This is a genomic window from Parerythrobacter aurantius (assembly GCF_045291475.1).
Lineage (GTDB): Bacteria > Pseudomonadota > Alphaproteobacteria > Sphingomonadales > Sphingomonadaceae > Parerythrobacter > Parerythrobacter aurantius.
In genome coordinates, this window is sequence record NZ_CP147985.1 from 734,801 (window position 1) to 758,582 (window position 23,782).

At 65.9% G+C, this 23,782-nt stretch carries 22 protein-coding genes; 9 read left to right on the forward strand and 13 right to left on the reverse strand.

Going from position 1 to position 23,782, the window contains the following annotated elements; all coding sequences use genetic code 11:
- Nucleotides 1-12: 12 nt before the first annotated feature.
- On the forward strand, nt 13-1,536 hold the full coding sequence (locus WAB17_RS03735; RefSeq protein WP_435418688.1) for a replicative DNA helicase: 1,524 nt from the start codon (nt 13-15) through the stop codon (nt 1,534-1,536).
- 10 nt (nt 1,537-1,546) lie between these two features.
- On the opposite strand, the gene WAB17_RS03740 is transcribed toward WAB17_RS03735, so the two are convergent.
- Nucleotides 1,547-2,713: a phospholipase D-like domain-containing protein gene (locus WAB17_RS03740; protein ID WP_435418689.1), complete on the reverse strand. Its 1,167-nt coding sequence runs from the start codon at nt 2,711-2,713 to the stop codon at nt 1,547-1,549.
- Between the two features lie 140 nt (nt 2,714-2,853).
- Between WAB17_RS03740 and rpoZ the strand changes: the two genes are divergently transcribed.
- Together rpoZ and WAB17_RS03750 are read left to right on the forward strand one after the other, a co-directional pair.
- A complete protein-coding gene (gene rpoZ, locus WAB17_RS03745; protein WP_435418690.1) occupies nt 2,854-3,198 on the forward strand; it encodes a DNA-directed RNA polymerase subunit omega in 345 nt (114 codons plus the stop codon).
- A gap of 140 nt (nt 3,199-3,338) precedes the next feature.
- The gene (locus tag WAB17_RS03750; RefSeq protein WP_435418691.1) at nt 3,339-4,076 is read left to right on the forward strand and encodes a ParA family protein; all 738 of its coding nucleotides are present in this window, start codon (nt 3,339-3,341) and stop codon (nt 4,074-4,076) included.
- Here WAB17_RS03750 and WAB17_RS03755 read toward each other — a convergent pair.
- Nucleotides 4,073-4,882 carry a sterol desaturase family protein gene (locus tag WAB17_RS03755; protein ID WP_435418692.1) on the reverse strand — a complete coding sequence of 270 codons (810 nt, stop codon included), beginning with the start codon at nt 4,880-4,882 and terminating at the stop codon, nt 4,073-4,075. The two genes, WAB17_RS03750 and WAB17_RS03755, sit on opposite strands and share 4 nt — an antisense overlap.
- A 98-nt stretch (nt 4,883-4,980) precedes the next feature.
- Here WAB17_RS03755 and WAB17_RS03760 point away from each other — a divergent pair, with 98 nt between their 5' ends.
- Complete coding sequence (locus WAB17_RS03760) at nt 4,981-6,048, forward strand: DUF3667 domain-containing protein (protein WP_435418693.1); 1,068 nt, start codon at nt 4,981-4,983, stop codon at nt 6,046-6,048.
- A gap of 10 nt (nt 6,049-6,058) precedes the next feature.
- Here the strand turns inward: WAB17_RS03760 and WAB17_RS03765 are convergent, their stop codons facing one another.
- From WAB17_RS03765 to WAB17_RS03775, 3 genes are all read right to left on the reverse strand, one after another.
- Nucleotides 6,059-6,784: a 2OG-Fe(II) oxygenase gene (locus WAB17_RS03765; RefSeq protein ID WP_435418694.1), complete on the reverse strand. Its 726-nt coding sequence runs from the start codon at nt 6,782-6,784 to the stop codon at nt 6,059-6,061.
- Between the two features lie 62 nt (nt 6,785-6,846).
- Nucleotides 6,847-8,805 carry an ATP-dependent zinc metalloprotease FtsH gene (gene ftsH / locus WAB17_RS03770; RefSeq protein WP_435418695.1) on the reverse strand — a complete coding sequence of 653 codons (1,959 nt, stop codon included), beginning with the start codon at nt 8,803-8,805 and terminating at the stop codon, nt 6,847-6,849.
- Between the two features lie 60 nt (nt 8,806-8,865).
- Nucleotides 8,866-9,528: a TetR/AcrR family transcriptional regulator gene (locus tag WAB17_RS03775; protein WP_435418696.1), complete on the reverse strand. Its 663-nt coding sequence runs from the start codon at nt 9,526-9,528 to the stop codon at nt 8,866-8,868.
- Nucleotides 9,529-9,647: 119 nt separating this feature from the next.
- Here WAB17_RS03775 and WAB17_RS03780 point away from each other — a divergent pair, with 119 nt between their 5' ends.
- The 4 genes from WAB17_RS03780 to WAB17_RS03795 are packed head-to-tail and all read left to right on the forward strand — an operon-like array spanning nt 9,648 to nt 13,989.
- Nucleotides 9,648-10,784: an ABC transporter permease gene (locus tag WAB17_RS03780; protein WP_435418697.1), complete on the forward strand. Its 1,137-nt coding sequence runs from the start codon at nt 9,648-9,650 to the stop codon at nt 10,782-10,784.
- A complete protein-coding gene (locus tag WAB17_RS03785) occupies nt 10,784-11,527 on the forward strand; it encodes an ABC transporter ATP-binding protein (RefSeq protein WP_435418698.1) in 744 nt (247 codons plus the stop codon). The genes WAB17_RS03780 and WAB17_RS03785 overlap by 1 nt, the downstream gene beginning before the upstream one ends.
- A gap of 12 nt (nt 11,528-11,539) precedes the next feature.
- Complete coding sequence (locus WAB17_RS03790; protein WP_435418699.1) at nt 11,540-12,565, forward strand: efflux RND transporter periplasmic adaptor subunit; 1,026 nt, start codon at nt 11,540-11,542, stop codon at nt 12,563-12,565.
- Nucleotides 12,562-13,989 (forward strand): efflux transporter outer membrane subunit, encoded by a 1,428-nt coding sequence (locus WAB17_RS03795; protein ID WP_435418700.1) that lies wholly within the window; start codon nt 12,562-12,564, stop codon nt 13,987-13,989. Before WAB17_RS03790 ends, WAB17_RS03795 begins: the two co-directional genes overlap by 4 nt.
- On the opposite strand, the gene WAB17_RS03800 is transcribed toward WAB17_RS03795, so the two are convergent.
- The 4 genes from WAB17_RS03800 to WAB17_RS03815 form a co-directional block, all read right to left on the reverse strand.
- Nucleotides 13,959-14,942, reverse strand: a complete 984-nt coding sequence (locus WAB17_RS03800; RefSeq protein WP_435418701.1) for a HupE/UreJ family protein — start codon at nt 14,940-14,942, stop codon at nt 13,959-13,961. The two genes, WAB17_RS03795 and WAB17_RS03800, sit on opposite strands and share 31 nt — an antisense overlap.
- On the reverse strand, nt 14,939-15,751 hold the full coding sequence (locus tag WAB17_RS03805) for a peptidyl-prolyl cis-trans isomerase (protein WP_435418702.1): 813 nt from the start codon (nt 15,749-15,751) through the stop codon (nt 14,939-14,941). Before WAB17_RS03805 ends, WAB17_RS03800 begins: the two co-directional genes overlap by 4 nt.
- Before the next feature lie 7 nt (nt 15,752-15,758).
- Nucleotides 15,759-17,669, reverse strand: coding sequence for a DUF3604 domain-containing protein (locus WAB17_RS03810; protein WP_435418703.1), 1,911 nt, complete (start codon nt 17,667-17,669; stop codon nt 15,759-15,761).
- 83 nt (nt 17,670-17,752) lie between these two features.
- Entirely contained in the window at nt 17,753-18,916 is a 1,164-nt protein-coding gene (locus tag WAB17_RS03815) for an acyl-CoA dehydrogenase family protein (RefSeq protein ID WP_435418704.1), read from the reverse strand.
- A 92-nt stretch (nt 18,917-19,008) separates the two neighbouring features.
- Here WAB17_RS03815 and WAB17_RS03820 point away from each other — a divergent pair, with 92 nt between their 5' ends.
- Nucleotides 19,009-19,887: an alpha/beta fold hydrolase gene (locus WAB17_RS03820; protein WP_435418705.1), complete on the forward strand. Its 879-nt coding sequence runs from the start codon at nt 19,009-19,011 to the stop codon at nt 19,885-19,887.
- A gap of 7 nt (nt 19,888-19,894) precedes the next feature.
- Here WAB17_RS03820 and WAB17_RS03825 read toward each other — a convergent pair whose 3' ends face one another.
- From WAB17_RS03825 to WAB17_RS03840, 4 genes are all read right to left on the reverse strand, one after another.
- Nucleotides 19,895-20,503, reverse strand: coding sequence for a hypothetical protein (locus WAB17_RS03825; RefSeq protein WP_435418706.1), 609 nt, complete (start codon nt 20,501-20,503; stop codon nt 19,895-19,897).
- A gap of 156 nt (nt 20,504-20,659) precedes the next feature.
- Nucleotides 20,660-21,802 (reverse strand): acyl-CoA dehydrogenase family protein, encoded by a 1,143-nt coding sequence (locus WAB17_RS03830; RefSeq protein ID WP_435418707.1) that lies wholly within the window; start codon nt 21,800-21,802, stop codon nt 20,660-20,662.
- A 13-nt stretch (nt 21,803-21,815) separates the two neighbouring features.
- Complete coding sequence (locus WAB17_RS03835) at nt 21,816-22,964, reverse strand: CaiB/BaiF CoA transferase family protein (RefSeq protein ID WP_435418708.1); 1,149 nt, start codon at nt 22,962-22,964, stop codon at nt 21,816-21,818.
- A gap of 3 nt (nt 22,965-22,967) precedes the next feature.
- Nucleotides 22,968-23,741 carry a crotonase/enoyl-CoA hydratase family protein gene (locus WAB17_RS03840; RefSeq protein WP_435418709.1) on the reverse strand — a complete coding sequence of 258 codons (774 nt, stop codon included), beginning with the start codon at nt 23,739-23,741 and terminating at the stop codon, nt 22,968-22,970.
- Between the last annotated feature and the right edge of the window lie 41 nt (nt 23,742-23,782).

Below are 23,782 nucleotides of genomic sequence, written 5' to 3' on the forward strand. Positions count from 1 at the left end.
CATTCAGCGCCGATGGACGATCAGGACCTCCTCATACGCAATGATTCCACGGACGCCGCAGCCGGACCGCAGGGCCGCAGCCTGCCGGCCAATGTGGAAGCCGAAGCCGCGTTCCTGGGCGCAGTGTTGATCGACAACCGCGTGGTCGAAGACCTGCCGATCGCGATTCGGCCGGACCATTTCTTCGCCTCCATCCACCAGCGCATCTACGAACGCATCCTGACCATGCTCGACCGCAGCGCCACCGCCAGCCCGGTGACGCTGAAGCCCTATTTCGACGGCGACGAGGAATTGCGCGAGCTGGGCGGAACGACCTATCTCGCCAAGCTGACGTCCGACGGGCAGGGCCTGCTCGCCGCCCGCGACCTCGCCCAGCAAATCTACGACCTCGCCCTGCTGCGCGAACTGGTGACGGTCGGCCGGACGCTGGTCGAAGGCGCGCTCGACACGTCCGAGGAAGTCGAGCCGCTGCGCCAGATCGAACAGGCCGAAGGCGCGCTCTACAAGGTGGCCGAGGGGGCCAGCAGCGGCAACGAGGCCAAGGATTTCCGCGACGCGGCGATGACCGCGATCCGCATGGTCGAGAAAGCGATGAATTCGGGCGGCGGGCTGTCGGGCAAGACCACCGGGCTCGAAGTCGTCGACAAGAAGACCAGCGGGCTGCACAATTCCGACCTCATCATCCTTGCCGGACGGCCGGGCATGGGCAAGACCTCGCTCGCCACCAACATCGCCTTCAATTGCGCCGAGGAGCACCTGAAGTGGCAGCGCGACGGGGGCGAGTTCAACTATGGCGCACCAGTCGCTTTCTTCAGCCTCGAAATGAGCGCTGACCAGCTGGCGACGCGCATCTTGGCCGAACAGGCGGAGATTTCCTCCGAATCGCTGCGCAGCGGCAAGATGAGCCGCGACGAATTCCAGCAGCTCGCCATGGCGAGCCAGCGCCTCGCCGAATTGCCGCTCTATATCGACGACACCCCGGCGCTGACCATCGCCGGCCTGCGCGCCCGCGCCCGGCGGCTGAAGCGGCGGCACGGCATCGGGCTGATCGTTGTCGACTACCTGCAGCTATTGCAGGGGTCGGGCCGTGCGAATGACAACCGGGTCAACGAAATTTCCGAAATCAGCCGCGGGCTCAAGACGCTAGCCAAAGAACTCGAAGTGCCGGTGATCGCGCTGTCGCAGCTGAGCCGTGCGGTGGAACAGCGCGAGGACAAGCGCCCGATGCTGTCGGACCTGCGCGAATCGGGCTCGATCGAGCAGGACGCCGACATGGTGTGGTTCATCTTCCGCTCGGACTACTACCACATGCTGGTGAAGCCCGACACGCCCGACGGCAGCTCGCCTCCCGATGTCGAGGAGAAGTACCGCACCTGGGAGGAGAAGTACGAACAGCTGGTGGGCAAGGCGACGCTGATCATCGCCAAGCAGCGCCACGGCTCGACCGGCAATGTGCCGCTCCATTTCCAGAGCGACATCACCAAGTTCACCTCGCCCAATTTCAAGGACTATTCGGACTGGGGAATCGGCGAATAGCGCTGCCGGCTCAGGCGTTGAGGCGCCGGGCCACGGTGTAGTCGACCACCGATACCAGGAACCAGCCGAGCAGCCATTTGAACCCGCCGAACAGGCCGCGGCGATCGCGCAGCACCTTGGTTGTAATCTCTTCCGATGCCTCGACCATGGTATCGACCATGCCCCGCACCTTGTCGGCCATTTCCGCGCTCTCGATGCGCACCATCAGTTCCATGTTCACCCGGATCGAACGATGGTCGAAGTTGGCGCTGCCGAAATAGGTCACGTCGTCGATGACGATCAGCTTCATGTGCAATTTGCAGGGCTGGAATTCGTAGATCTTCGCGCGCGATCGCAGCAAGGCGCCATAGGTCGCCCGCGCGGCCGCGATGGTCGTGGTATTATCCGACTTGCCCGCCATCACCAATCGCGCCTCGCCCCGGTTGGCGAGCTTGCGGATCAACCTGCGGAAGCTGCGGGGCGGCGAAAAGTACGCCATCACCATGTCGAGCCGCTTGCCGCGGACGAGATCGCGTTTGACCGCCCGGTTCCAGTTGCTCGGCGTCCGTGTCGGGCCGCCGACGAGGAACTGCACCGGCCCGTCGCCCGGGTCCCAGTCGCGCACTAGTCGCCGGATCGCGCGGAACTGGTGCCTGGGTTGCTCGGTCCAGGCCGACAGCCGGCTGAACCACTCGCACACGGTCTTGACCACCGGCCCCTTGACCACCACGCCGAGGTCCGCCCAGCCGTTTTCCTCGGGCGGCTGGAAATAGTGTTCGGAAACGTTGAACCCGCCCAGCAGCGCGATCTCCTTGTCGATGATCGTCATCTTCTGGTGGTTGCGGATGAGGTAGCGGACGTTCCACTTGGGATTGAAGATCGCGAACCGACCGCCGGCATCGACGATCGGCTGGAAAAACTCGTCGTTCGCATCGGAACCGAAACGGTCGATCACCAGGTGGACCTTGACCCCGCGCCGCTGCGCCGCGACCAGCGCATCGCGAACGATCACCCCCGCCGGATCGTCCTGGAACATGTAGTAGAACAGGTCGAGCGTCTCTCGCGCCCGTTCGATCATCGCCAGCAACGCGTCGAAGCGGTGGACCCCGTCGGGCAGGAACTCGAACTCGTGGCCATGCTCCGCGACAATGAAGGGTTCGGGGTAGCAATGCGCGCAAGGGTCGGCGATCTGATCCATTGACGATGCTCCTCCTGTTCGGCCACGGGCCCAGGCCCTGGCCCTGGCCCCGCCGCACCAACGCGCAATTCCTTGACTCGTGCCCGCCCTGCCCCTAACTGGCCCACTTTCCCAGAAACACAAGTTTTCGGAGTGCCCAGATGGCGCGCGTTACTGTCGAAGATTGCGTCGACAAGGTTCCCAACCGGTTCGATCTCGTCCTGCTCGCGGCCGAGCGTGCCCGTGAAATCTCGGGCGGTGCCGAACTCACTATCGATCGCGACCGCGACAAGAACCCGGTCGTCGCCCTGCGTGAAATCGCCGAGGAAACCGTTCACCCGGAAATCCTGCGCGAATCCGTGGTGACAAACCTGCAGAAGATCCTGCCCGACGACGACGACGATTTCGATGAAGTCGGCTCGCTCAGCCAGTCGGCCGAAGCCCTGCGCATCACCGCCTCGGCCCCGACCCGTTCCAATTCGCTCGGCGGCGATTTCGCCGACTGACACAGGCGACTGCGCCGCATGAAGAGCCGTCCCGCTGCGGGGCGGCTTTTTTTGTGCCATGACTCCCCTGCTTGCCTGACGCATAAATGTCATGCGGCGCACCTAAGTGTCGCGTGCAATCGGGGAGAAGCTTCGGCGCCATGGCCGTAGTGGCAGTCTATAGTGTCAAGGGCGGCGTCGGGAAGACGACCATGGCCGCGAACCTTGCCTGGTGCGCGGCCGCCATCTCCAAGCGGGAAACGCTCCTGTGGGATCTCGACGCCTCGGGTGGGGCCGGTTTCCTCCTCGGCATCGATGCGCGAAAGAAGCGCAGCGCCGACGCGGTCTTCAGTCTCGAAGCCGACCCGGCCAAGCTGATCCGCAAGACCGGCATCGCCAAGCTCGACCTGCTGCCCGCCGACGAATCGATCCGCGCGCTCGACGCGCAGCTGCTCGGGCTGGGCAAGAAGAAGCGCATCGCCAAGCTGACGGCGGCGCTCTCCAAGCGCTACGACCGGATCGTTTTCGACTGCCCGCCCGTGCTCAACGAGCTGAGCGCGCAGGTCGTGCGGGCTGCCGACCTGGTGATCGTGCCGATCCCGCCGTCCCCGCTCTCGGCCCGCGCGTTCGAACAGGTGGTGGAGGAAGTGCAGGCCCACGGCGCCGGCCATCCGCCGATCCTGCCGGTCTTGTCCATGCTCGACATGCGCCGTTCGCTGCACAAGGCGGCGCGGGATGCCAACCCGAAGTGGCCCGCGATCCCTCAGTCGAGCGCCATCGAGCAATGCGCGGTGCGGCAGATGCCGGTCGGTGTCTTCGCCCCGACAAGTCCCGGCGCGATGGCCTATCGCAAGTTGTGGACCGCAATCGAACGCAAGCTCGCGGCGAGACGACCCTAGTCCTGCCGGTTCGGCAGGAACGGCATCCGCAGGCTCCAGCCGAACTTTCGCGGCTCGTCGGTCTGCCACCGCGCAAGGCCGATGGTCATGCCGACCTGCCCCTCGCCGGGCGCCTCTGTCCATGTGCCCAGCAGGCGATCCCACCAAGGCAGGAGGGTCCCGTAATTGCTGTTGGTTTCCTGTTCGCGGGACGAATGATGGATGCGGTGCATGTCGGGCGTGACGATCAGGCGACGCGCCACTCGTTCCACCCTGTCGGGCAGGTGCAGGTTGGAATGGTTGAACAGGGTGGCCGCGGTAAACAGTGCCTCGAACGCGAGTACCGCCAGCACCGGCGCACCGAGCAGCACCACGACCGCCATTTTGTAGAGCATCGACAGGACGATCTCGAACGGATGGAACCGGGCCGCGGTGGCAACATCGAATTCGCGATCGGCGTGATGGACCCTGTGCATCCGCCACAACAGCGGTACGCGGTGGGTGGCGAGGTGCTGCACCCACAGCGCCAGGTCGAGCGCGACGATCGCCAGCGGAACGGCGAGCCATGCCGGAACGGCAGCAAGGTTCAGCACGCCCCAACCCCGCGCCCCGGCCCAGATCGCCGCGCCCGTCATCGCGCCCGGAACCAGCAGGCGCAGGGCCAGCGTATCGAGCGCAAAGAGACCGAGGTTGGTGCGCCAGCGTGGCCACCTGGGTTCCGACGGCGGCCGGAAGGGAAAGGCCCGCTCCAGCACGGCAAACAGCACGAAGGCCCCTGCCATGGTGGCAAGGACGATCACCGGGGTTCCTGTGCTGACGGCGTCCACCTGCATGTTGTCGGGCTTGGGACGGGGCATTGCAAGTGCCGCGACGTTGCGCCACGGGCGTCGCGGATGGTACCGGGACCAGCCATCAGGGAGGACCCATGAACGAGATCGGCGAGGCGCTGGGCACGGCAAGCGAAGGGGCGCTGTTGTCCGCGGCCGTCAGTCGCGACGAGGGCACAGCGGTTCCGCGCGACGGCGAACCGGGCGGCGAATGCCTCAATTGCGGCACCGGCCTGCAAGGCGATTTCTGCCATAGCTGCGGACAGAAAGCGCATATCCATCGCACCATTTCGGGCATCCTACACGATCTGGTGCACGGCGTGCTGCACCTCGACGGCAAGCTGTGGGAGACGCTGCCGCTGCTCGTCTTCAAGCCGGGCCGGCTTACCCGCGATTATATCGAAGGCAAGCGCGCCCGCCACGTCAGCCCGATGGCGATGTTCCTGTTCTCTGTGTTCATGATGTTCGTCGTTTTCCAGGCCCTGGGCATCACCACCCCAACCGACGTGAAGGGCTTGCAGCAGATCGAACCGGGCCTCCGGAAAGCGGAAGACAAGCTGCGCGAGGAAGAGGCGAGGATCTCCCAAGAGGTCGCAACAGCGCAGGAGGGGAGCGCCGAGCGTGAAGCGCTCGAAGAGGAACTGGCCGATGTCCGCACCGCGCTGAACGGCGTGGACAAGGCAGCCGGGATGAAACTGGGCGAAAATATCGGCGTCGAGACCAGGCTCACGGGAATCAAGGCCATCGACGACGGCCTGATCAAGAAATGGCGCGAGCATCCCGAACTCATGCTCTACAAGCTGCAGAACAACAGCTACAAGTTCAGCTGGTTGCTCATCCCCTTGTCGATCCCCTTTGTCTGGCTGTTGTTCCTGTGGCGGCGCCAGTACAAGGCCTACGACCACGCGATCTTCGTGACCTATTCGCTCAGCTTCATGTCGCTGCTGTTCATCGCCCTGTCGGTACTGGGCGTAGCGTTCGGGCTGCAATTCTGGGCCTTCACCGCGCTGGCGGTGGTGCCGCCGATCCATCTCTACAAGCAGCTGCGCGGCACCTATGGCCTGTCGCGCTTCTCGGCCTTCTGGCGGCTGATGGCGCTCAGCCTGTTCATCTGGGTGATCGTGATCCTGTTCTTGCAGGCACTGCTGCTGCTCGGCGCGTTCTAGCCCAAAGCGATCAAGGCTGGCCCTGCCGCAGCCAGCCGGTCACCGCATAGCGCCGGTACGGGGCGATGCGCGTCACTTCGGTCACGCTGTGCAGCCGGGGGACCCTGAACAGGTTGAGCCGGTTGAACGCCGGCGGCAGTGCCAGCACGCGGTTCGCTGCCTCGTCATGGAAGGCCAGCATCCCGCCCCATTCGACCGCCCACTTGGGCGTGAGGCCCAGGACATAAGCCGCCAGCCGCCCTTTGCCGTCGACATCGTCGGTATGCCCGGTCAAGAAATCGCCCGGCGAATAGGCAGTCGCCTGCAAATCGGCGAAATCGATTTCGGGCAGGCTCATCACCTCGCGCAGGAACTGGCGCGGTTCGCCGTGCGACCACCAGCGGGCGAAGGCTGCGAGGGGATCGCTGCTCGCGGCACGCCCCGCTTCATCGTCGGGCACGCGGATCGTTTCATAGCGGAACTGGAACTGCTGGCGCGCCGAGCCATAGACAGCATTGTCGAGTTCGGCCTTCTGCTGCGCGGTCATCGCCGCGCGGGTCGGGCGATCCAGTTCGACCAGCGAATTGCCCGAGGCGATGGACTGTTTCCAGTCTTCGCGGCTGCGGAGCAGCGTATGGAGCCACTCGGCCGTATCGACGCTGAGGATATCGGGGATGGACAGCACGCCGAAGCGCGCGAATTCGGCCTTGAGCGCCGAAAGGTCATGGCGCGGATTGAGAGCAAACGCGGGTATCATCGCCGCATCGTGTAGCCCGTGTGGCGGACGGGGCAAGCCATGGCCTGCCCCGTCCGCCGAGATCACACCCCTTGCGGAGCGGCGCCGCCGCCGAACTTCTTGCCGGCCTTGGGCACTGTCGTGGCGCCAGCAGGTGCGACAAAGGTCGGGCCGCGCGGCTGGTCGGGCCGGTCGAGCTTTCCGTCCTTCAGCAGCTGGTCGATTTCCTCGCCGGTCAGCGTCTCGTATTCGAGTAGCGCCTGGGCGAGCAGGTGGAGCTTGTCCTCCTGGCTCGTCAGCACTTCACGCGCACGGGCAAGGCCGCTTTCGACCAGGTTCTTGATCTCCGCGTCGATCAGCTTGTTGGTTTCCGCCCCGGCCATGGTCCGCTGGGTCGCGCCCATACCGAGGTAGCCTTCCTGGCTGGCCTCGTACTGCAAGGGGCCGAGCTTGTCGGACATGCCCCATTTGGTGACCATGTTGCGAGCAAGATCGGTCGCATACTGGATATCGCCCGACGCGCCGCTGGACACTTTCTCGTGTCCGAAGATGATCTCTTCGGCCACGCGCCCGCCCATGGCGACGGCAAGGTTCGCGTGCATCTTGTCGCGGTGGTACGAGTAGTTGTCGCGCTCCGGCAGGCGCATCACCATGCCCAGCGCACGGCCGCGCGGGATGATCGTGGCCTTGTGGATCGGGTCCGACGCCGGCTCGTTGATCGAGACGAGCGCATGGCCCGCCTCGTGATAGGCGGTCATCTTCTTCTCGTCTTCGGTCATGACCATGCTGCGGCGCTCCGCACCCATCATGACCTTGTCCTTGGCGTCCTCGAATTCCTGCATGGCCACCAGCCGCTTGTTGCGGCGCGCGGCCAGCAGCGCGGCTTCGTTGACAAGATTGGCGAGGTCCGCGCCCGAAAAGCCCGGAGTGCCGCGCGCGATGGTGCGCGGATTGACGTCGGGCGCCAGCGGGACCTTCTTCATGTGCACGCCGAGGATTTTCTCGCGCCCGTCAATATCGGGCACGGGCACCACGACCTGGCGGTCGAAACGGCCCGGGCGCAGCAGCGCCGGGTCAAGCACGTCGGGCCGGTTGGTCGCCGCGATGATGATGATGCCTTCGTTGGCTTCGAAGCCGTCCATCTCCACCAGCAGCTGGTTCAGCGTCTGCTCGCGCTCGTCGTTGGAATTGCCGAGGCCGTGGCCGCGCGAACGGCCGACCGCGTCGATTTCGTCGATGAAGACGATGCAGGGCGAATTCTTCTTCGCCTGTTCGAACATGTCGCGCACGCGGCTGGCGCCGACGCCGACGAACATTTCGACGAAGTCCGAGCCCGAAATGGTGAAGAAAGGCACACCCGCCTCGCCCGCGATGGCGCGGGCGAGCAGCGTCTTGCCGGTGCCGGGCGAACCGACCAGCAGCGCGCCCTTGGGGATCTGGCCGCCGAGCTTCGAGAAGCGCTGCGGATCGCGCAGGAACTCGACGATTTCCTCCAGTTCCTCGCGTGCCTCGTCGATCCCGGCAACGTCCGCAAAGGTCACCTTGCCCTGCTTTTCGGTCAGCAGCTTGGCCTTGGACTTGCCGAAGCCCATCGCGCCGCCTGCGCCGCCGCCCTTCTGCACCTGGCGCAGAGCGAAGAAAGCGATGCCCAGAATGAGGATGAAGGGCAGCGATTGGACGAGGATCACCAGCAGTATATTGGTCTGCTGTTCCGGCTCGCCGGAATATTCGACCCCGTTCTCGTCCAGCAGCTGGGTCAGCCCGGTGTCGCCTTCGACCCGCACGGTCGAGAAGGCCTGGTTGCCTTCCAGCACGCCGGTGATCTGCTCGGGCGAGATCTCGACGGATTTGACCTGGCCTTCGGCGACGCGGTTGCGAAACTCGGAATAGCTGATCTGGGTGCCGGCCGTGCTGGTGCCGCCGCCGAACATCGACACCACGAGGAGAAGGGCGAGGAAAACCCCGCCCCACATCATCAGGCTCTTAATCCAAGGGTTGGGACCGCCCTGGTCCGGGCCGTTCGGGCTGTTCTGGTCGCTCATGGCTGTCGGAGTCCTTTCCTGCGGTCAATGTAGGCACGCGGGGATGAATCGCAAGCTAACCTATGGTCGGTGGATTTGCCCCGTCTCAACCCGCCCTGCCGGCACCCCGCTGGTGGCATAAGCGGCGCAGAACACCTCCACCGCACCGGCGATGCGCTCGCGGTCGCGGGCATGATCCTTGGGCATGCCGAAACGGCGGTCGAGATCGCCCATACCCTTACACATCGATGCGAACTGTTCGGCCGCCAGCAGCGGATCGTCGAGTTCGATCTCGCCGGCCGCCTGCATCGCTTCCAGCAAGCGCGCAAAGGCCGACTTCATCCGGTGCGGCCCGGCGGCGAGGAACACCTCCCCGACAACAGGCTCCAGTTCCGTTTCGGCGGCGATCCGTCGTTCGAACTGGATCATTTCCGGGCGGGAGAGGAAGGCGACCATGGTCTCGCCGATGGCGGTCAACCGGTCGCGCAGGCTGCCGGGCGCGATGTCCTCGAGGCTGAAGGCGCCCCGCATCTGGTCGCATTGACGCTCCACCGAAGCGGTGAACAGGCCGCGCTTGTCCTTGAAATGATTGTAGATCGTGACCTTGGAAACGCCGGCATCCAGCGCCACCTGCTCGATCGATGTCGCCGCGAAACCGGCCGCGAAGAAGCTGCGCACCGCCGCATCGAGGATGGCCTCGCGCTTCGCCTCGTCGACCGGCCGACCGACACGGGGTTCGGCCATACGGGATTCGGCAGGTGTTGACAAAGTGAACGGCTCCGTTCAATTAAACGCGACCGTTCAATAATGGCGGTTGTCGATCGAAACTGCAACCCCGCCCTCCCGCAAAGGTTCCCCCGCCGATGCTCTGGATTGCCATCCGAATGCTGACCGGCGACCGCCAGAAGTTCTTCGGGCTGGTGTTCGGCATCGCATTTTCGACACTCCTCATCACGCAGCAGCTGACGATTTTCGTCAACCTGATCGAGCGCGGAGCGAGCGGTGCCTACAATGTCGGCGAGGCCGAGGTGTGGGTGATGGACCCGGTCAGCCGCACCACCGAAGTCGCCTATGCCATGCCGACGACCGCGCTCGACAAGGTGCGCGGGGTGCAGGGCGTCGAATGGGCGGTTCCCCACCTGCGCGCCGCCGCGTCGGTCCGGACCAAGGACGGCGATCTGGAAGGGGTCGCCATCATCGGGGTCGACGACGCAACGCTGATCGGCCTGCCCAAGCGCATGAAGGAGGGCAGCATCGACGTGCTCTCGGCCCCCGACAGCGTGATCATCGACGACGTGGGCACGATCAACATGTTCGGCGCCGATGTCGATCCGGTGGGCGAGCGGCTGGAGCTCAACGACCAGCGCGCCGTCATCCGCGGCATCGCCGATTCGATCCCCAGCTTCACCAGCCAGGTCACACTTTATACCAAGTACAGCCAGGCGCTGCGCTATGTCCCAGGTACGCGCAACCGGCTGAGCTTCGTGCTGGTCGGCGTTGCCGACGGCCAGACGCCAGCGGAAGTTGCCGACCGGATCGAGCGCGAAACCGGCCTCAAGGCGGAAACCCGCGACGAATTCGCGCAGGCCGGTGTCGATTTCATCATCCAGAACACCGGCATCCCGACCAATTTCGGGATCACCGTTGTGCTCGGCTTCATCGTCGGCGTGGCCATCGTCGGGCTGACCTTCAGCCTCTTCATCCGCGACAACATCAAGCAGTTCGGTGCGCTGAAGGCGATCGGCGTGACCAATGGACGCATCTTTCGCATGGTCAGCGCGCAGGCCGGGATGGTCGGCTTCATCGGCTACGGCCTCGGCGTGCTCGGCACGGTCGGCTTCATGTGGGCCTTCAGCGGCAATCCGTTCTTCAAGGGCTTCTACATCCCCTGGCAGATCCCGCTCATCAGCCTGGCGGCGGTGGTCGTAATACTTGCCATCACCGGCACGTTGGCGCTGCGCAGCGTCTTCAAGACCGAACCAGCATCGGTTTTCAGGTAATGGCCACACTCCTCAACACGACCGCCATCGGCGGCTGCAACCCCGAAGCGGCGATCTGCACCCGCGGCGTCACGCGCGACTTCAAGGCGGGTCAGCAGACCATCACCGTGCTGCACGGTATCGACACCGATATCCGCGCCGGCGAGCTGACCTACGTGGTCGGCGAGAGCGGATCGGGCAAGACGACGCTGATCTCGATCATGTGCGGCATCCTCTACCCCACGCTGGGCGAGGTGAAGGTGTTCGGGACCGACATCTACAAGCTGTCGGACACGGAGCTGGTGAAGTTCCGGCTGCAGAACATCGGCTTCATCTTCCAGCAGTACAACCTAATCCCCTCGATCGACGCCGCCTCCAACGCCGCGGTGCCGCTGATCGCGCAAGGCATGGACCGGCTGGAAGCGCGCGAGCGGGCAAGGACAATGCTGGAGCGGCTCAATATAGGCAACCAGTCCGACAAGCTGCCCAACCAGCTTTCGGGCGGGCAGCAGCAGCGCGTCGCCATCGCCCGCGCGCTGGTGCACGAACCGCGACTGGTGGTCTGCGACGAGCCGACTGCGGCGCTCGATGCCAGTTCCGGCCGCCGGGTGATGGACTTGCTGCGCGAAGTCGCTGTCGCTGCCGACCGCGCCTGCATTATCGTGACCCACGACAACCGCATTTTCGACCTCGCCGACCGGATCATCCAGCTGGAAGACGGACGCATCACCCACGACGGCACCGAAATGCCGAGCGGCCACTAGGAACCTCTCGAAATGGCTTTCAACCTTCACAACTTCAGCTTCTCGCGCATGGGCCTGCCGATCCTCGCAGTGATCGGACTGGCCATCGCCGCCTTCTTCATCGCCGGGCGGCTGCCGGACCGCGAGCTTGACGAGCCCGAGCGCGAACCCCCGCGTGCCACCGGGGCGCTGGCCAATGCCGACCGGGTGGCAGGGGCCGGGGTGGTCGAACCGTCGAGTGAAGTCGTCCAGATCGGCACGGCGCTGTCGGGCCTCGTCACGCAGCTCAACGTCAAGCCGGGCGATTTCGTTGCGCAGGGCCAGCCGCTGTTCACGGTCGACACGCGCAGCCTGCGCGCCCAGCTGAGCCAGGCGAATGCGGCCATCGGCGAAGCGCGCGCCGCTATTGCCGAGGCGCAGGCGGCGTCCGCCACCGCAGCCCAGCAGCTAGCCCTCTATCGCAAGGTCGACGATCCCGCCGCCGTCAGCCGCGCCGAGGTCATCCGGGCCGAAGGCGAAGCCAATGCCGCCCGCACCAGGCTGGGACTGGCCCGGGCACGGCTCGAAGCGGCGGAAGCAAGTGCGGCTCTCGCCAGCACGGAAATTGCCCGCGCCACGGTTCGCGCGCCGATGTCGGGCGAGATCCTCGCCGTCAACATCCGCCCGGGCGAATTCCTTTCTACCATGGGTGGCGGCGGCACGCCCTTCATCGAAATGGGCCAGACCCGCCCGCTGCATATTCGCATCGATATCGACGAGGACCAGGCCCCGCGCCTTGCCATGGGGGCGGAGGCGACCGTATCCCCGCGCGGTGCGGCCGACCGGCAGGTGCAGGCCCGCTTCGTCCGCGCCGATCCGCTGGTGATCCCCAAGCGATCGCTCACCAACAGCGCGCAGGAACGGGTCGATGTGCGCGTGCTGCAAGTCATCTACGAACTGCCCGCCCCGCGTGAAGGAGAAGATCCGCTGTTCCGGGTCGGCCAGCAGGTCGATGCCTTCATCCCGGCGAGGAAGACTGCGACCAAACAGACGGCCAAGCCCGCTAAGGCCGCAGAATGATGCGCACCGTCCTCCCCCTTGCCGCGGCGCTCGCGCTGGGCGCCTGTGTGGCCGGGCCGCCGCCGGTGATCGACACCGCGCCACCGGTGCTGCCGCTGCAGTTCGCCTTCGCCCCGGATCAAGGCATTCAGGCATCGGTGGCAAACCTCCTGCCGTCGGGCGATCCTGCCTACCGGAGCCTTGCCGCGCTGGCCTTGGCGGAGGCCCCGACCCTCGCCCAGGCCGCCGCGCGGATCGAGCAGGCCCGGGCGCAGGCCGCAGGCGCGGGCGCCAATCGCCTGCCCTCGCTGGGCGCCGATGCGGCAGTCACCGGCAGTCGCATCAATCCGGCGCAGTTCGGCGGCGCCCTGCCCGGCGGCATCAGCATCGATACCGAACAGGTAAGCTACGGCGCCAACCTGCGCGCCAGCTGGGACCCGGACCTGTTCGGCCGGCTGCGGGCACAGGAGCGCGCAGCCATCGCCCGGATCGATGCCGCCGATGCGGAGGCCGGCGCCGTCCGCAACGCCCTTCTGGCTGAAATCGCCGGCGCCGTGATCGATTCGCGCACGCTCGATGCGCGGCTTGCCGCCTTGCAGCAGGATCTGGCCGCAGCCGAGGACCTCGCGCGCCTGGCCGGCTCACGCGAACGGGCCGGGATCGCCCCCGGTTTCGACCGCGTCCGCGCCGAAAGCACGGCCGAGGCCAGCCGGACGCGGATCGCCGCGCTCGCCAGCGACCGGGCACGGCTCGTCGGGCGGCTCGTCACACTGACCGGGCAAAGCGCGCAGGACGTGCGCGCCGCCCTGTTGCAACCGGCCCCCGCCCTGGCCCAGCCGCAGGCGCCCGCTACCCTGCCGAGCGCCCTCCTCGCCAACCGGCCCGACGTGCTGGCCGCCGAAGCGCAGCTTCGCGCAGCGGACGCCGACCTCGCCGCCACCGCCGCGCGCCGCTTCCCCCAGTTCACGCTGTCGGCGGCGCTCGGCCTGCTGGCCTTCGACCTCGCCGACCTGTTCGACGAGAACTCGGTGGTCGGTTCGGTCGGCGGCAGCCTGCTGGCCCCGCTGCTCGATTTCGGGCGTATCGAGGCGGAGATCGACGCTTCGGCGGCGGGCAAGAGGCTCGCCTTCGCCGGATACCGCAACGCCATATTCACGGCGCTGGGCGATGCCGAAGCAGGGTACGGCCTCGTTGCCGCAGCCGACAACCAGCTGGCGGCGGCGACACGCGAATATGCCGCCGCATCACGCGCGGCGAAAATTGCCGACACCCGCTATCGCGCCGGACTTTCCGACTTCCTCACCGTGCTCGAAGCGCGCCGGGCAGCCGACGCGAGCGGAGAGCGGGTGGCGATTGCAAGGGGGCAGGCGGAAAGGGCGCGGGTAATCCTGTGGCAGGCGCTCGGCGGGGACGGTCAGCCGACCAGTCGCTCGACCAGCCAGTAGCTGCCGGTCACGCCGATCGCGTAGCTCGCCGCCCTGATGGCGGGTGCGAGCGCATCGTTCCGGATGCGCCGGATCGCTTCGAGTACCAGCAGCACACCCAGCACGACGCCCAACTGCCCCGCTTCGACCCCGAGGTTGAAGGCAATCAGCGCCGACGGCACTTCGCCTTCCGGCAGGCCGATTTCGCGCAAGGCGCCGGCGAAACCGAAGCCGTGGACCAGCCCGAACAGGAATGCCACCAGCCACGGCCAGCGGCGCGTGAGCGTCGTCCGCTCACCCCGCGCCACCTCCACCGCCAGCAAGACGATGCTGAGCGCGATGACCGCTTCGACCGGCCTCCCCGGCAGGCCGATCAGTCCGAGCGACACCCCCGCCAGCGTCAGCGAATGGGCGACGGTAAAGGCCGTCACCGCCTTTGCCACGGCCCAGCCGCGCCGTACCAGCAGGACGAGCGCGACGACAAACAGCAGGTGGTCCCAGCCTTCGAAGATATGTTCTACCCCGAGCGCGAAATAACTGCGCAGCACCTGCCAGCGCCCCGGTTGTGCGGCGATGGTCGCCATCGGCTGCGCAGCCGTCAGGCGGAAACTCTGCACCGGTCGGGCTAGCGGCGCGACCCGCAGCATGACATCGCCGCCGCCAAGGATCGTGTCGAGACCGACCATGCCGCCCGCGATGTCGCCCCGGCAGGCCACCCGAGCCGAACCGACCAGCGCCGAAGGCAGGGTGCGCACCACGGGCTCGCCGCGGATCGTGCAGCCCCCGGGCACCAGCGGCACGATTAGAGGTGCCGGGCCCGGCGAGGCGAGCGGCTGTTTCCAGTTCAGCGTCCAGTCGCGCGCATGGACCTGCGCGAACTCGATATAGCCAGGGCGCAGCTCGTCGGCGGCTGCCGGGACCGCGGCAAGCAACCCCGCGGGCAGGGCGAGCAGGGCAAGGAGCGCGCGGATCACCGCTCCACCCGTACCCTGTATGCATCGCGCAAGACGCGGTACGCCGCCTCCTCGCGCGCCTTTGCGGTGTCCTGCCGCCAGTCTTCTACCGCTCGGTCGCGCACCTGCGACAGGGCCGGTATCTTGCCCGGCTCTACCTTGCGCAGCCGGACGAAATGCCAGCCGACTCCCGATGCGAGCGGCCCGGTCCAGCCGCTACCGGGTTCGAGGCCGGCGATACGCTTGGCGAAGTCCCGGCCGAACATGGCCGCTACCTGCGCCATGTCGCGGCTATCGAGACTTTCCGGAAGCGAGGACGGATCGCCCAGCGTGCGCCAGTCGCCCTGCACGGATGGTCGGGCATCGGCGGGCGGGCGCTCCGGATGGAACACCTGGTCGAAGCTGAGCCTGGTATCCTCGGCATAGCGGGCGGCGTTGGCGCGGTACCATAGCTCCAGCTCCGCACCGGTCGGCTCGGCGGCCTGCGCGGAAGAAGCGGCAAGGAAATCCATCTTCTTCGCCAGCCGCCGCCGCACCACCGGGTCGCCCCCATCGAACCCCAGCCGCAGCGCCTCGCGGTACAGCACTTCCTCGCGCACCCAGCGAGCGATCAGCGCGTCGAGTTCCGCATCGGTCGGCGCGCGCTGAAGCGTGCGTTCGAAATCAAGCGCGATCTGCGCCTGCACCTGCCGGTCGACGGTAATCGTCCGGCTGGCTGGATCGACCTCCTCCCCCCGCCACAGGAAGATGGCGAAGATCAGCACCCCGCCGATGAGGAAATGCGTCAGCGGATCGCGCAGGACCGTGCGCGCAGCATCGGACACGGCCATCAGCCCGTCATCGGCTTCGCGGCAGCAGCCAGATCGGCGAGGTGTAGGCGCGTTCCTGTTCGGTCTTCACCACGTCCGGGCCGAGCTTCGTGCCGAAGCGCAGCGCATCGAACAGCACCCAGCGCGGAGTCGGGATCTCGAGCACGCGCAGGTAGTAGAAGGCCCGCTCGCCGGGCCGGTACTGCGGGTCGGTCCAGACCGTGCGGAGCTGTGCCGCGCCTATGGTGTTGGTGTAGGTCGCCTTGGCCTCGTCCACGGTAGTGCCGACCGCAGGCACCGGACTGTCGGAGGCGGCGTCCATCGCCCGCGCGCTCCAGGCCACGTCGAACACCTTTTCCTGCAGCGCGCCCGAGGCATCGACCCAGCCCTTGACCACCTGCACCCGGTCGAGATTGGCGCCTTCGGGGTCCTTCAGCGCCTCGATCATGAAGACCGGCGCCTTGCCGCTGTCTTCCAGCACGCCGCCCATGGGCACGCCGCCGCGATAGCCAGTGCGGACCCAGTCCTTGTCGAAGCTCGCCTGCGTGAAGCCGAAGCCGCCGAACACCCGCACGCTCATCCGCGTGCCGGTGGTGGCATAGACCTCGCGGCGCTTGAAGGCGTCGAAGATTTCCGCCCGCGTATTGCCCCGCGCCCAGGCCGCGGCATAGCCGCTGGCAAGGTACTGCCAGCCGAACCGACCTTGCCGCGTGCCCAGATTCTGGGGCGCGGTGGCACGATCCTTCTGCGGTTCGTTGCCGGTGTGCTTGCCAAAGAAATTGTCCTCGTCCGCGGTGGCGAGGCCGGTGTGCGAGTCGGTCGAACCGATCAGGCCGAAGCGGTAGGGATTGACCCCAAGTTGCTGCTCCAGCGACAGGCCGCGCTTGAGCGCCTCGCGGATGTAGCTGCCGCCGTTCATGTCGGGGGTCGCAGGGCGGGTCAGCGGCAGATTGCCGAGGTCCCAGCCCCAGTCGCCATAGCCGGCGAATTCGTCATTGGGCGAGAGGCTGGCGTGCGCCTCGCTGTCGCCCTTGATCTGGGTGACTTCCACCACCGGCTCCCACCGTGCCCGGGTGCGGGCATACTCGGCCGTCATCGGTGCGCCGCCCGGCCCTGTCAGCTCGAACATCATGCCGTTGGAAAGGTTGGAATTGTGCGGGATCGCGAGGACCTGCCCGCCGGTGCCCTTCTCATAGGCGGCAAGATAGTCCCACAGACCCTCGACCTCGCCGTCGAGACCGGGATAGGGCAGCGTATCGCCGATGGTCGGGGCGCCGTCACGGAACATCACCACCCGGTGCAGATTGTTGCCGTCGGGCATCAGCGTCCACTCGAAGCCGGCAAAGGCGGTGAATGTGCCCGGCTCGTTGTAGAGATCGACCAGCCGCAGGTTCTCCTGCCAGATTTCGGTCGTGCCCTTTTTCTGCGCTTCGGGATCGCGCAATGCGGCGGGGATCTCGCCATTGGCAGCGGCGGTGATGAGCTCGGCCACGGCGCGCTGCGAATCCCGTCCGCCCTTGCGCAGCATCCCCTGCCAGCGCTTCAGCGTCGGGTCGCGCACCATCGCGCTCGGCGCATTCATCAGCCGCTTGGTCGCGCCCAGTGCATCGGAATGGTCGGCGACCAGCAGGAAATCGAGCGGCCGGTCGAGCTGCGCGTCCGTACCGGTCGTCGCCCTGACCTTCTCGCCCCGCGCAAAGCGCAGCGCCTCTTCCGGCCCGATCCTGACGCCGAAGCCGAAAGCATCGACCGAATTGTCGGTGTGCAGGTGCGTGTCGCCCCAATAGGGCCGGTCGGGATACTCCGCGAGCGCGACGGTGCCCTCGCCATTGCCCGCCTGCGCGGCACCGGCGCGGGGCAGTAAGGCGCCGCTGTACCACGCCGCCCCGCCTGCCAGCGCCGCCGCCGAGACGCCCAGTACGATCCATCTTTTCCGCATAGCGATCCCTCCCCCGCCTGCGACCCCTCACCGTCACGGAATGCGCCCCGCCCCGGCACCCGTCAAGAGCGGGGAGCCATGCGCTACATGCTGCGCGCGATCACCATCTTCATGACCTCGTTCGAACCGCCGAAGATGCGGGTGATGCGGCTGTCGCGATACATCCGCGCGATCGGGTAATCGTTGATGAAGCCCGCGCCGCCATGGAACTGCAGGCACTTGTCGACCACCTCGCCCTGCAGTTCGGTGACCCAGTACTTGGCCATGCAGGCGGTCGCGACATCGAGCTCGCGCCTGAGGTGGCGTGCGATGCAGTCGTTGACGAAGATCTTCGCCGCGGTCGCTCGCGCCTTCAGGTCTGCCATCACGAACTGGGTGTTCTGGAAATCCCAGATGGTCTGGCCGAACGCCTTGCGATTCTTGACGAAATCCATAGTGGTTTCGAGCGCCTTCTCGATCCCCGTCATGGCGCCCATGGCGATGATCAGGCGTTCCTGCGGCAATTCGCCCATCAACTGGTAGAAGCCCTTGCCTTCGACCCCGCCGAGGACGTTTTCCGCCGGCACAAACACATCGTCGAAGAACAGCTCGCTGGTATCGGCCGCGTCGAGCCCGATCTTGTCGAGCTTCTTGCCGCGCTGGAAGCCTTCCGCGCCCTCGGTCTCCAGTAGCATCAGCGAGATGCCCTTGGCCCGCTCGTTCGGGTCGGTCTTGGCGACGACGATGATGAAGTCGGCGGTCTGCCCGTTGGAGATATAGGTCTTGGCCCCGTTGATGCGATAACCGTTGCCGTCCTTCAGCGCGGTGGTGGTGACGCTCTGCAGGTCGGAGCCGACGCCCGGTTCGGTCATGGCGATGGCGCTGACGAGTTCGCCGGTGACCAGCTTGGGCAGGTATTTCTTCTTCTGCTCTTCCGTGCCGTGCCGCACCAGGTAGGGCAGGATCACCGTGTTGTGGAGCGAGGCGGCGAAGCCTTCGACGCCGTTCTTCGCCTGCTGGTCGATCACCACCATGTCATGCCGGAAATCGCCGCCGTGGCCGCCATATTCGGACGGCACCGATACGCCGAGCAGGCCGGCCTGCCCTGCCTCGCGCCAGAAATCGCGTTCGACCTGGCCTTCCTCGCGCCACTTCAGCACCCGCTTTTCCGGCGCATGCTGCTGGTAGAACTTGCCCACCGCATCGGCGAAGATCGAGATCTCCTCGTCTTCCATGAAGGCGGGCTGGGGCACGTCGATTACGGGCATGGATGATTCCTCTCTCGCTTTTCTGTTGCCTTGCAGCCTATCCTATCGGTAGCGATCCGCAACGCAATTTTCCGCTTACGTGAAGGGAAACCATGTCGGACCTCATCGGCCCCACTTCGCAGACATTCATCAGCCAGCGTACGCGGCTGCACTATGCCGACTGGGGCAACGAAGGCGCGCCGCCGCTGATCCTGCAGCACGGCGGGCGCGACCACTGCCGGAGCTGGGACTGGGTGGCGGATGAACTGCGGCATGACTGGCACGTGATCTGCCCCGATTTGCGGGGGCACGGCGACAGCGAGTGGACCAACACCGGGGTCTACACCGTCAGCAGCTATGTCTACGACCTGGCGCAGCTGGTCCACCAGCTCGAGCTCGCCCCGGTGACGATCGTCTCGCACTCGCTCGGCGGCAATGTCAGCCTGCGTTATGCCGGCATGTATCCGGAAAACGTGCGCAAGATCGTCGCCATCGAGGGCCTCGGCCCCAGCCCCAAGGTGCAGGCGAAAATGGCCGAGACGCCGTGGTACGAGCACCGCAAGGAGTGGATCGACAAGAAGCGCGAGGCATCGTCGCGCCAGATCCGCAAATACGCGAGCTTCGCCGAAGCGCTCGACCGCATGCACGAGGCCAACAGCTACCTCACCCGCGCGCAGGCCGAACACCTCACCCGCCACGGCGCGATCCGCAACGAGGACGGCACCTGGAGCTGGAAGTTCGACCCGCACCTCCACGCCTGGCCGCCCGACGACATTACCCACGAACAGCTGGCCGAACTGTGGGCCCGCATCACCTGCCCCGCGCTGATGATCTACGGCGCCGACAGCTGGGCCAGCAATCCGGAGAAGGACGGCCGCATGGTCCACTTCGGCGACAATGTGAAAGTCACCGAATACGACCGCGCCGGGCACTGGGTGCACCATGACCGGTTCGAGGATTTCGTGAGCGAGGTGAAGGGGTTTATCGCGTGAGGGGCCTTTACAGGCCCTTCTTATCCGCCTGGGATTTGGCGGCCATGATGGTTTCGTAAGGCACCTTGATCACGGATGATCTGGCGAAGACATTGTAATGGTCTCCGCCATAGACCTGCAAACAGACGTCGTTGCCGTCTTTAAAGAGATCATACTCGCTCTGTGCATTTGGCCCCGTCTGGGGTGTCCCGTAATCGTCGTGGGTCTTTCCGGGTGGCGGATAGGCGCGAACCACGTAGATCTGGTAGCGATACTTGCCATCCGGTGATTGATCGGCGGGTTCGACCTCGGTGTCCCAGAAGCTGCCCCCTTTGTCGAAATCACCAAACGCAATTAGCATGTTATCATCCCTCAGCGGGCAATAATCTGACGCTGTTCCGACCCAGTAAGTCGGATATTCCCTCCGGAGTTGATGCGCAGATGCCAGTTCAACCTTGAGGTAGCCCCCACCGTCGTAACCATCTCCGGGGCCCGGCATTGTTGGGACAAATGTAACCCGTTCGACTGCAAAATTACCAAGACTGTGAGTATATCCGAACTGTGCAAGTGTCGGCTGCATCTCTTCACAACCGGAAATAATCAGAACCATTGTTATGGTTGCAATAATCTGTTTCATCGCAGCATAATGAGCGAGGAATTCTCTTCCTTCAAGCCTTTCCCGTCATAGCGGCCGTACCGAAGCAATCCCGAGCGAGGCAAGCGCCAAGGCCCAAAGGTAGCGGGACCGCGGATAAAGCCCGGGGTGACCGTTGGTGGGATACTGCGATAGGAATCAGATCGACCGCGAAATCACTTCCTTCATGATCTCGTTGGTGCCGCCGAAGATGCGGGTCACGCGGGCGTCGCGCCACAGCCTCGCGATGGGATATTCGTTCATGTAGCCCGCGCCGCCGTGGAGCTGGAGGCAGGCATCGACCATCTCCCACTGCAGGTCGGTGTGCCACAGCTTGGCCGCGCTCGCCTCGTCGGTGGTGAGTTCGCCCTTGAGGTGGCGCGAAATCGCCCAGTCGAGATGGGCCCAGCCGACCTGCAGCTTGGCCTTGAGATCGGCCAGGGTGAACTTGGTGTTCTGGAAATCGAACACTGTCTTGCCGAAGGCCTTGCGGTCCTTGGTGAACTTGACCGCTTCGTCGAAGGCGCGCTGGGCGCTGGCCTGCGCACCCACGGCGATGCCGAGGCGTTCCTGCGGCAGTTCCTCCATCAAATGGATAAAGCCGCGCCCTTCCTGCCCAAGGATATTGGTCTTGGGCACGCGCACGTCGTTGAAAAACAGCTCGGACGTGTCGGCCGAATGCTGCCCGATCTTGTCGAGATTGCGCCCGCGCTCGAAACCCGGGGTGCCGGCATCGACCAGCACCAGCGAAGTGCCCCTGGCGCCCTGGCTGGGATCGGTCTTGGCCACCACGATCACGCAGTCGGCGTTCTGGCCGTTGGTGATGTAGGTCTTCGACCCGTTGATCACGAGGTGGTTGCCATCCTCGATCGCGGTGGTGCGGATGCCCTGCAGGTCGCTGCCCGCGCCCGGTTCGGTCATGGCGATGGCGGTGATGATGTCGCCGCTGACCATGCCGGGGAGGTACTTCGCCCGCTGCTCGTCGCTGCCGAGGCGCTCGAAATAGTTGGCGGTGATGTCGCTCTGCAGCGTGAACCCGGCCGAGGAACCGAGGTAGCTCAGCTCCTCGCACAGCACGCAGTTGAAGCCGAAGTCGAGCCCCAGCCCGCCGTTCTCTTCCTTGACCGTAGGGCAGAGCAGGCCTGCCTCGCCGACCGCCTTCCACACCTCGCGCGGGACGATGCCGTTCTTTTCGTGCTCGTCGAGATGGGGTTCGAGATGCTGGGCGAAGACCTTGCGCACGGTGTCGCGGAAGGCCTCGTGGTCCTCGTTATAGGCGAAGCGGTTGGCGGTATCGAGCATCGGTCAGGTCCTCTTACGCTACCGTTCCTGCTTCGCGCAGGGCGGCGGCTTCGTTGGTGTCGATCCCCAGCGAACCGAGGATGGCATCGGTATCATCCCCCGGCAGCGGCGCCGGGGCAGGCACGGCATTCGCGGTGCCGGAATAGCGCGGCGCGGGTGCCGGCTGGGTGTCGCCGCCGACCTCGATGAAGGTCCCGCGCGCGGCATTGTGCGGGTGCTGCGCCGCCTCGCTCATGGTCAGCACGGGAGCATAGCAGACGTCGGTGTGCTCCATCAGTGCGTTCCACTCGGCACGGGTCTTGGTCTTGAACAGCGCGGTGAGCTTGTCCTTCATTTCGCCCCACTGGCGGCGATCGTGCTGGGCATCGAACTGGCTGTCCTCCTCCAGCCCCGCGAGCCGTCGCAGCTCGGCATAGAATTGCGGCTCGATGCTGCCGAGCGAGATGAACTTGCCGTCGGCGGTCTCGTAAGTGTCGTAGAAATGGGCCCCGGTATCGAGCATGTTGACGCCGAGGTCTTCCGACCACACGCCCATGTTCTTCATACCGTGCATCATGCTCATTAGCACCGCCGTGCCGTCGGTCATGGCGCAGTCGATCACCTGCCCCTCCCCGCCGCGCGCGACATTAAGCAGCGCCGCAACCATGCCATAGGCGAGCATCATCCCGCCGCCGCCGAAATCGCCGACCATGTTGATCGGCGGGGTCGGCTTGCCGCCCGCGCGGCCATAATGGGCGAGCGCGCCGGCGAGCGCGATGTAATTGATGTCATGCCCGGCCCAGGGCGCATAGGGACCGGTCTGGCCCCAGCCCGTCATCCGGCCATAGACCAGCTTGGGGTTGTCCTTGAGCAGTTCCTCGGGCCCGAGGCCGAGGCGCTCCATTACGCCGGGTCGGAAGCCTTCGATGATCCCGTCGGCACTGGCGGCCAGCTTGCGGGCAAGCGCCACGCCCTCGGCCGTCTTGAGGTTGATCGCGATCGACTTGCGCCCGCGTGCCAGCACATCCTTGCTGGTGACCGGCTGCGAGCCGCCGCGCGAGCCGCTGGCGCGGTCGATGCGGATCACCTCCGCGCCGTGGTCGGCCAGCATCATGCCGCAGAAGGGGCCCGGGCCGATCCCGGCGAATTCGACGATGCGGATACCCGCGAGCGGACCCGCCACCGGTTACTTCCCCTTCCAGTTGGGCTTGCGCTTTTCGGCAAAGGCGGCGGCGCCCTCGCGCGCATCCTCGCTCATGAAGATCTGCGGCATCAGCTTGCCCTGCTCCTTGTAGCGGTCGCCGCGCGGCCAGCCGCGCGAATCCTCGATGATCTGCTTGGAGACCTTTACGGCGAGCGGCCCATTGGCGTTGATCGCCTCGGCCAGCGCCAGCGCGCCGTCGAGCGCCGGACCGTCGGTGACACGGTTGATCAGGCCCAGCTCGTAGGCGCGGCCCGCGTCGATGAAGTCGCCCGTCAGCGCCAGCTCCATCGCCACCTTGTGCGGGATCAGGTCGGGCAGCACCATCAGGCCGCCGGCCGCCGCGACCAGGCCGCGCTTCGCCTCGGGGATACCGAACTTGGCGCCGCTGTTAGCGACCACGAGGTCGCAGGCGATCATCAGTTCGAGCCCGCCGGCCAGCGCATAGCCATCGACCGCCGCGATCAGCGGCTTGGCCGGCTTCTTCTCGGTCAGCCCGCCGAAACCGCGCCCCGGCACGCTCGGGGTTTCGCCGCGCAGGAAGCCCTTGAGGTCCATGCCCGAACAGAAGGTTCCGTCCGCGCCGGTCAAGATGCCGACCCGCAGATGGTCTTCGCCGTCGAGCCGGTCGAGCGCGGCGGCGATGCCTTCGGACGCCGCCTTGGTCATGGCGTTCTTCGCTTCGGGGCGGTTGATGGTGATGATCAGGATGCCGTCGCGTTCCTCGGTCAGCACTTCCTGCGTGGTCTCTTCGCTCATTGCGGGCCTCTCCATGGCAAATTGAAACTTTTCTTGTGCCC

Coding starts and splice junctions, on each gene's coding strand:
- WAB17_RS03830 (WP_435418707.1), bottom strand. CDS start 21,802: ATGCTCGATACCGCCAACCGCTTCGCCTATAACGAGGACCACGAGGCC.
- WAB17_RS03820 (WP_435418705.1), top strand. CDS start 19,009: ATGTCGGACCTCATCGGCCCCACTTCGCAGACATTCATCAGCCAGCGT.
- WAB17_RS03825 (WP_435418706.1), bottom strand. CDS start 20,503: ATGAAACAGATTATTGCAACCATAACAATGGTTCTGATTATTTCCGGT.
- rpoZ (WP_435418690.1), top strand. CDS start 2,854: ATGGCGCGCGTTACTGTCGAAGATTGCGTCGACAAGGTTCCCAACCGG.
- WAB17_RS03815 (WP_435418704.1), bottom strand. CDS start 18,916: ATGCCCGTAATCGACGTGCCCCAGCCCGCCTTCATGGAAGACGAGGAG.
- WAB17_RS03765 (WP_435418694.1), bottom strand. CDS start 6,784: ATGATACCCGCGTTTGCTCTCAATCCGCGCCATGACCTTTCGGCGCTC.
- WAB17_RS03795 (WP_435418700.1), top strand. CDS start 12,562: ATGATGCGCACCGTCCTCCCCCTTGCCGCGGCGCTCGCGCTGGGCGCC.
- ftsH (WP_435418695.1), bottom strand. CDS start 8,805: ATGAGCGACCAGAACAGCCCGAACGGCCCGGACCAGGGCGGTCCCAAC.
- WAB17_RS03840 (WP_435418709.1), bottom strand. CDS start 23,741: ATGAGCGAAGAGACCACGCAGGAAGTGCTGACCGAGGAACGCGACGGC.
- WAB17_RS03785 (WP_435418698.1), top strand. CDS start 10,784: ATGGCCACACTCCTCAACACGACCGCCATCGGCGGCTGCAACCCCGAA.
- WAB17_RS03780 (WP_435418697.1), top strand. CDS start 9,648: ATGCTCTGGATTGCCATCCGAATGCTGACCGGCGACCGCCAGAAGTTC.
- WAB17_RS03810 (WP_435418703.1), bottom strand. CDS start 17,669: ATGCGGAAAAGATGGATCGTACTGGGCGTCTCGGCGGCGGCGCTGGCA.
- WAB17_RS03790 (WP_435418699.1), top strand. CDS start 11,540: ATGGCTTTCAACCTTCACAACTTCAGCTTCTCGCGCATGGGCCTGCCG.
- WAB17_RS03805 (WP_435418702.1), bottom strand. CDS start 15,751: ATGGCCGTGTCCGATGCTGCGCGCACGGTCCTGCGCGATCCGCTGACG.
- WAB17_RS03735 (WP_435418688.1), top strand. CDS start 13: ATGGACGATCAGGACCTCCTCATACGCAATGATTCCACGGACGCCGCA.
- WAB17_RS03740 (WP_435418689.1), bottom strand. CDS start 2,713: ATGGATCAGATCGCCGACCCTTGCGCGCATTGCTACCCCGAACCCTTC.
- WAB17_RS03775 (WP_435418696.1), bottom strand. CDS start 9,528: ATGGCCGAACCCCGTGTCGGTCGGCCGGTCGACGAGGCGAAGCGCGAG.
- WAB17_RS03750 (WP_435418691.1), top strand. CDS start 3,339: ATGGCCGTAGTGGCAGTCTATAGTGTCAAGGGCGGCGTCGGGAAGACG.
- WAB17_RS03760 (WP_435418693.1), top strand. CDS start 4,981: ATGAACGAGATCGGCGAGGCGCTGGGCACGGCAAGCGAAGGGGCGCTG.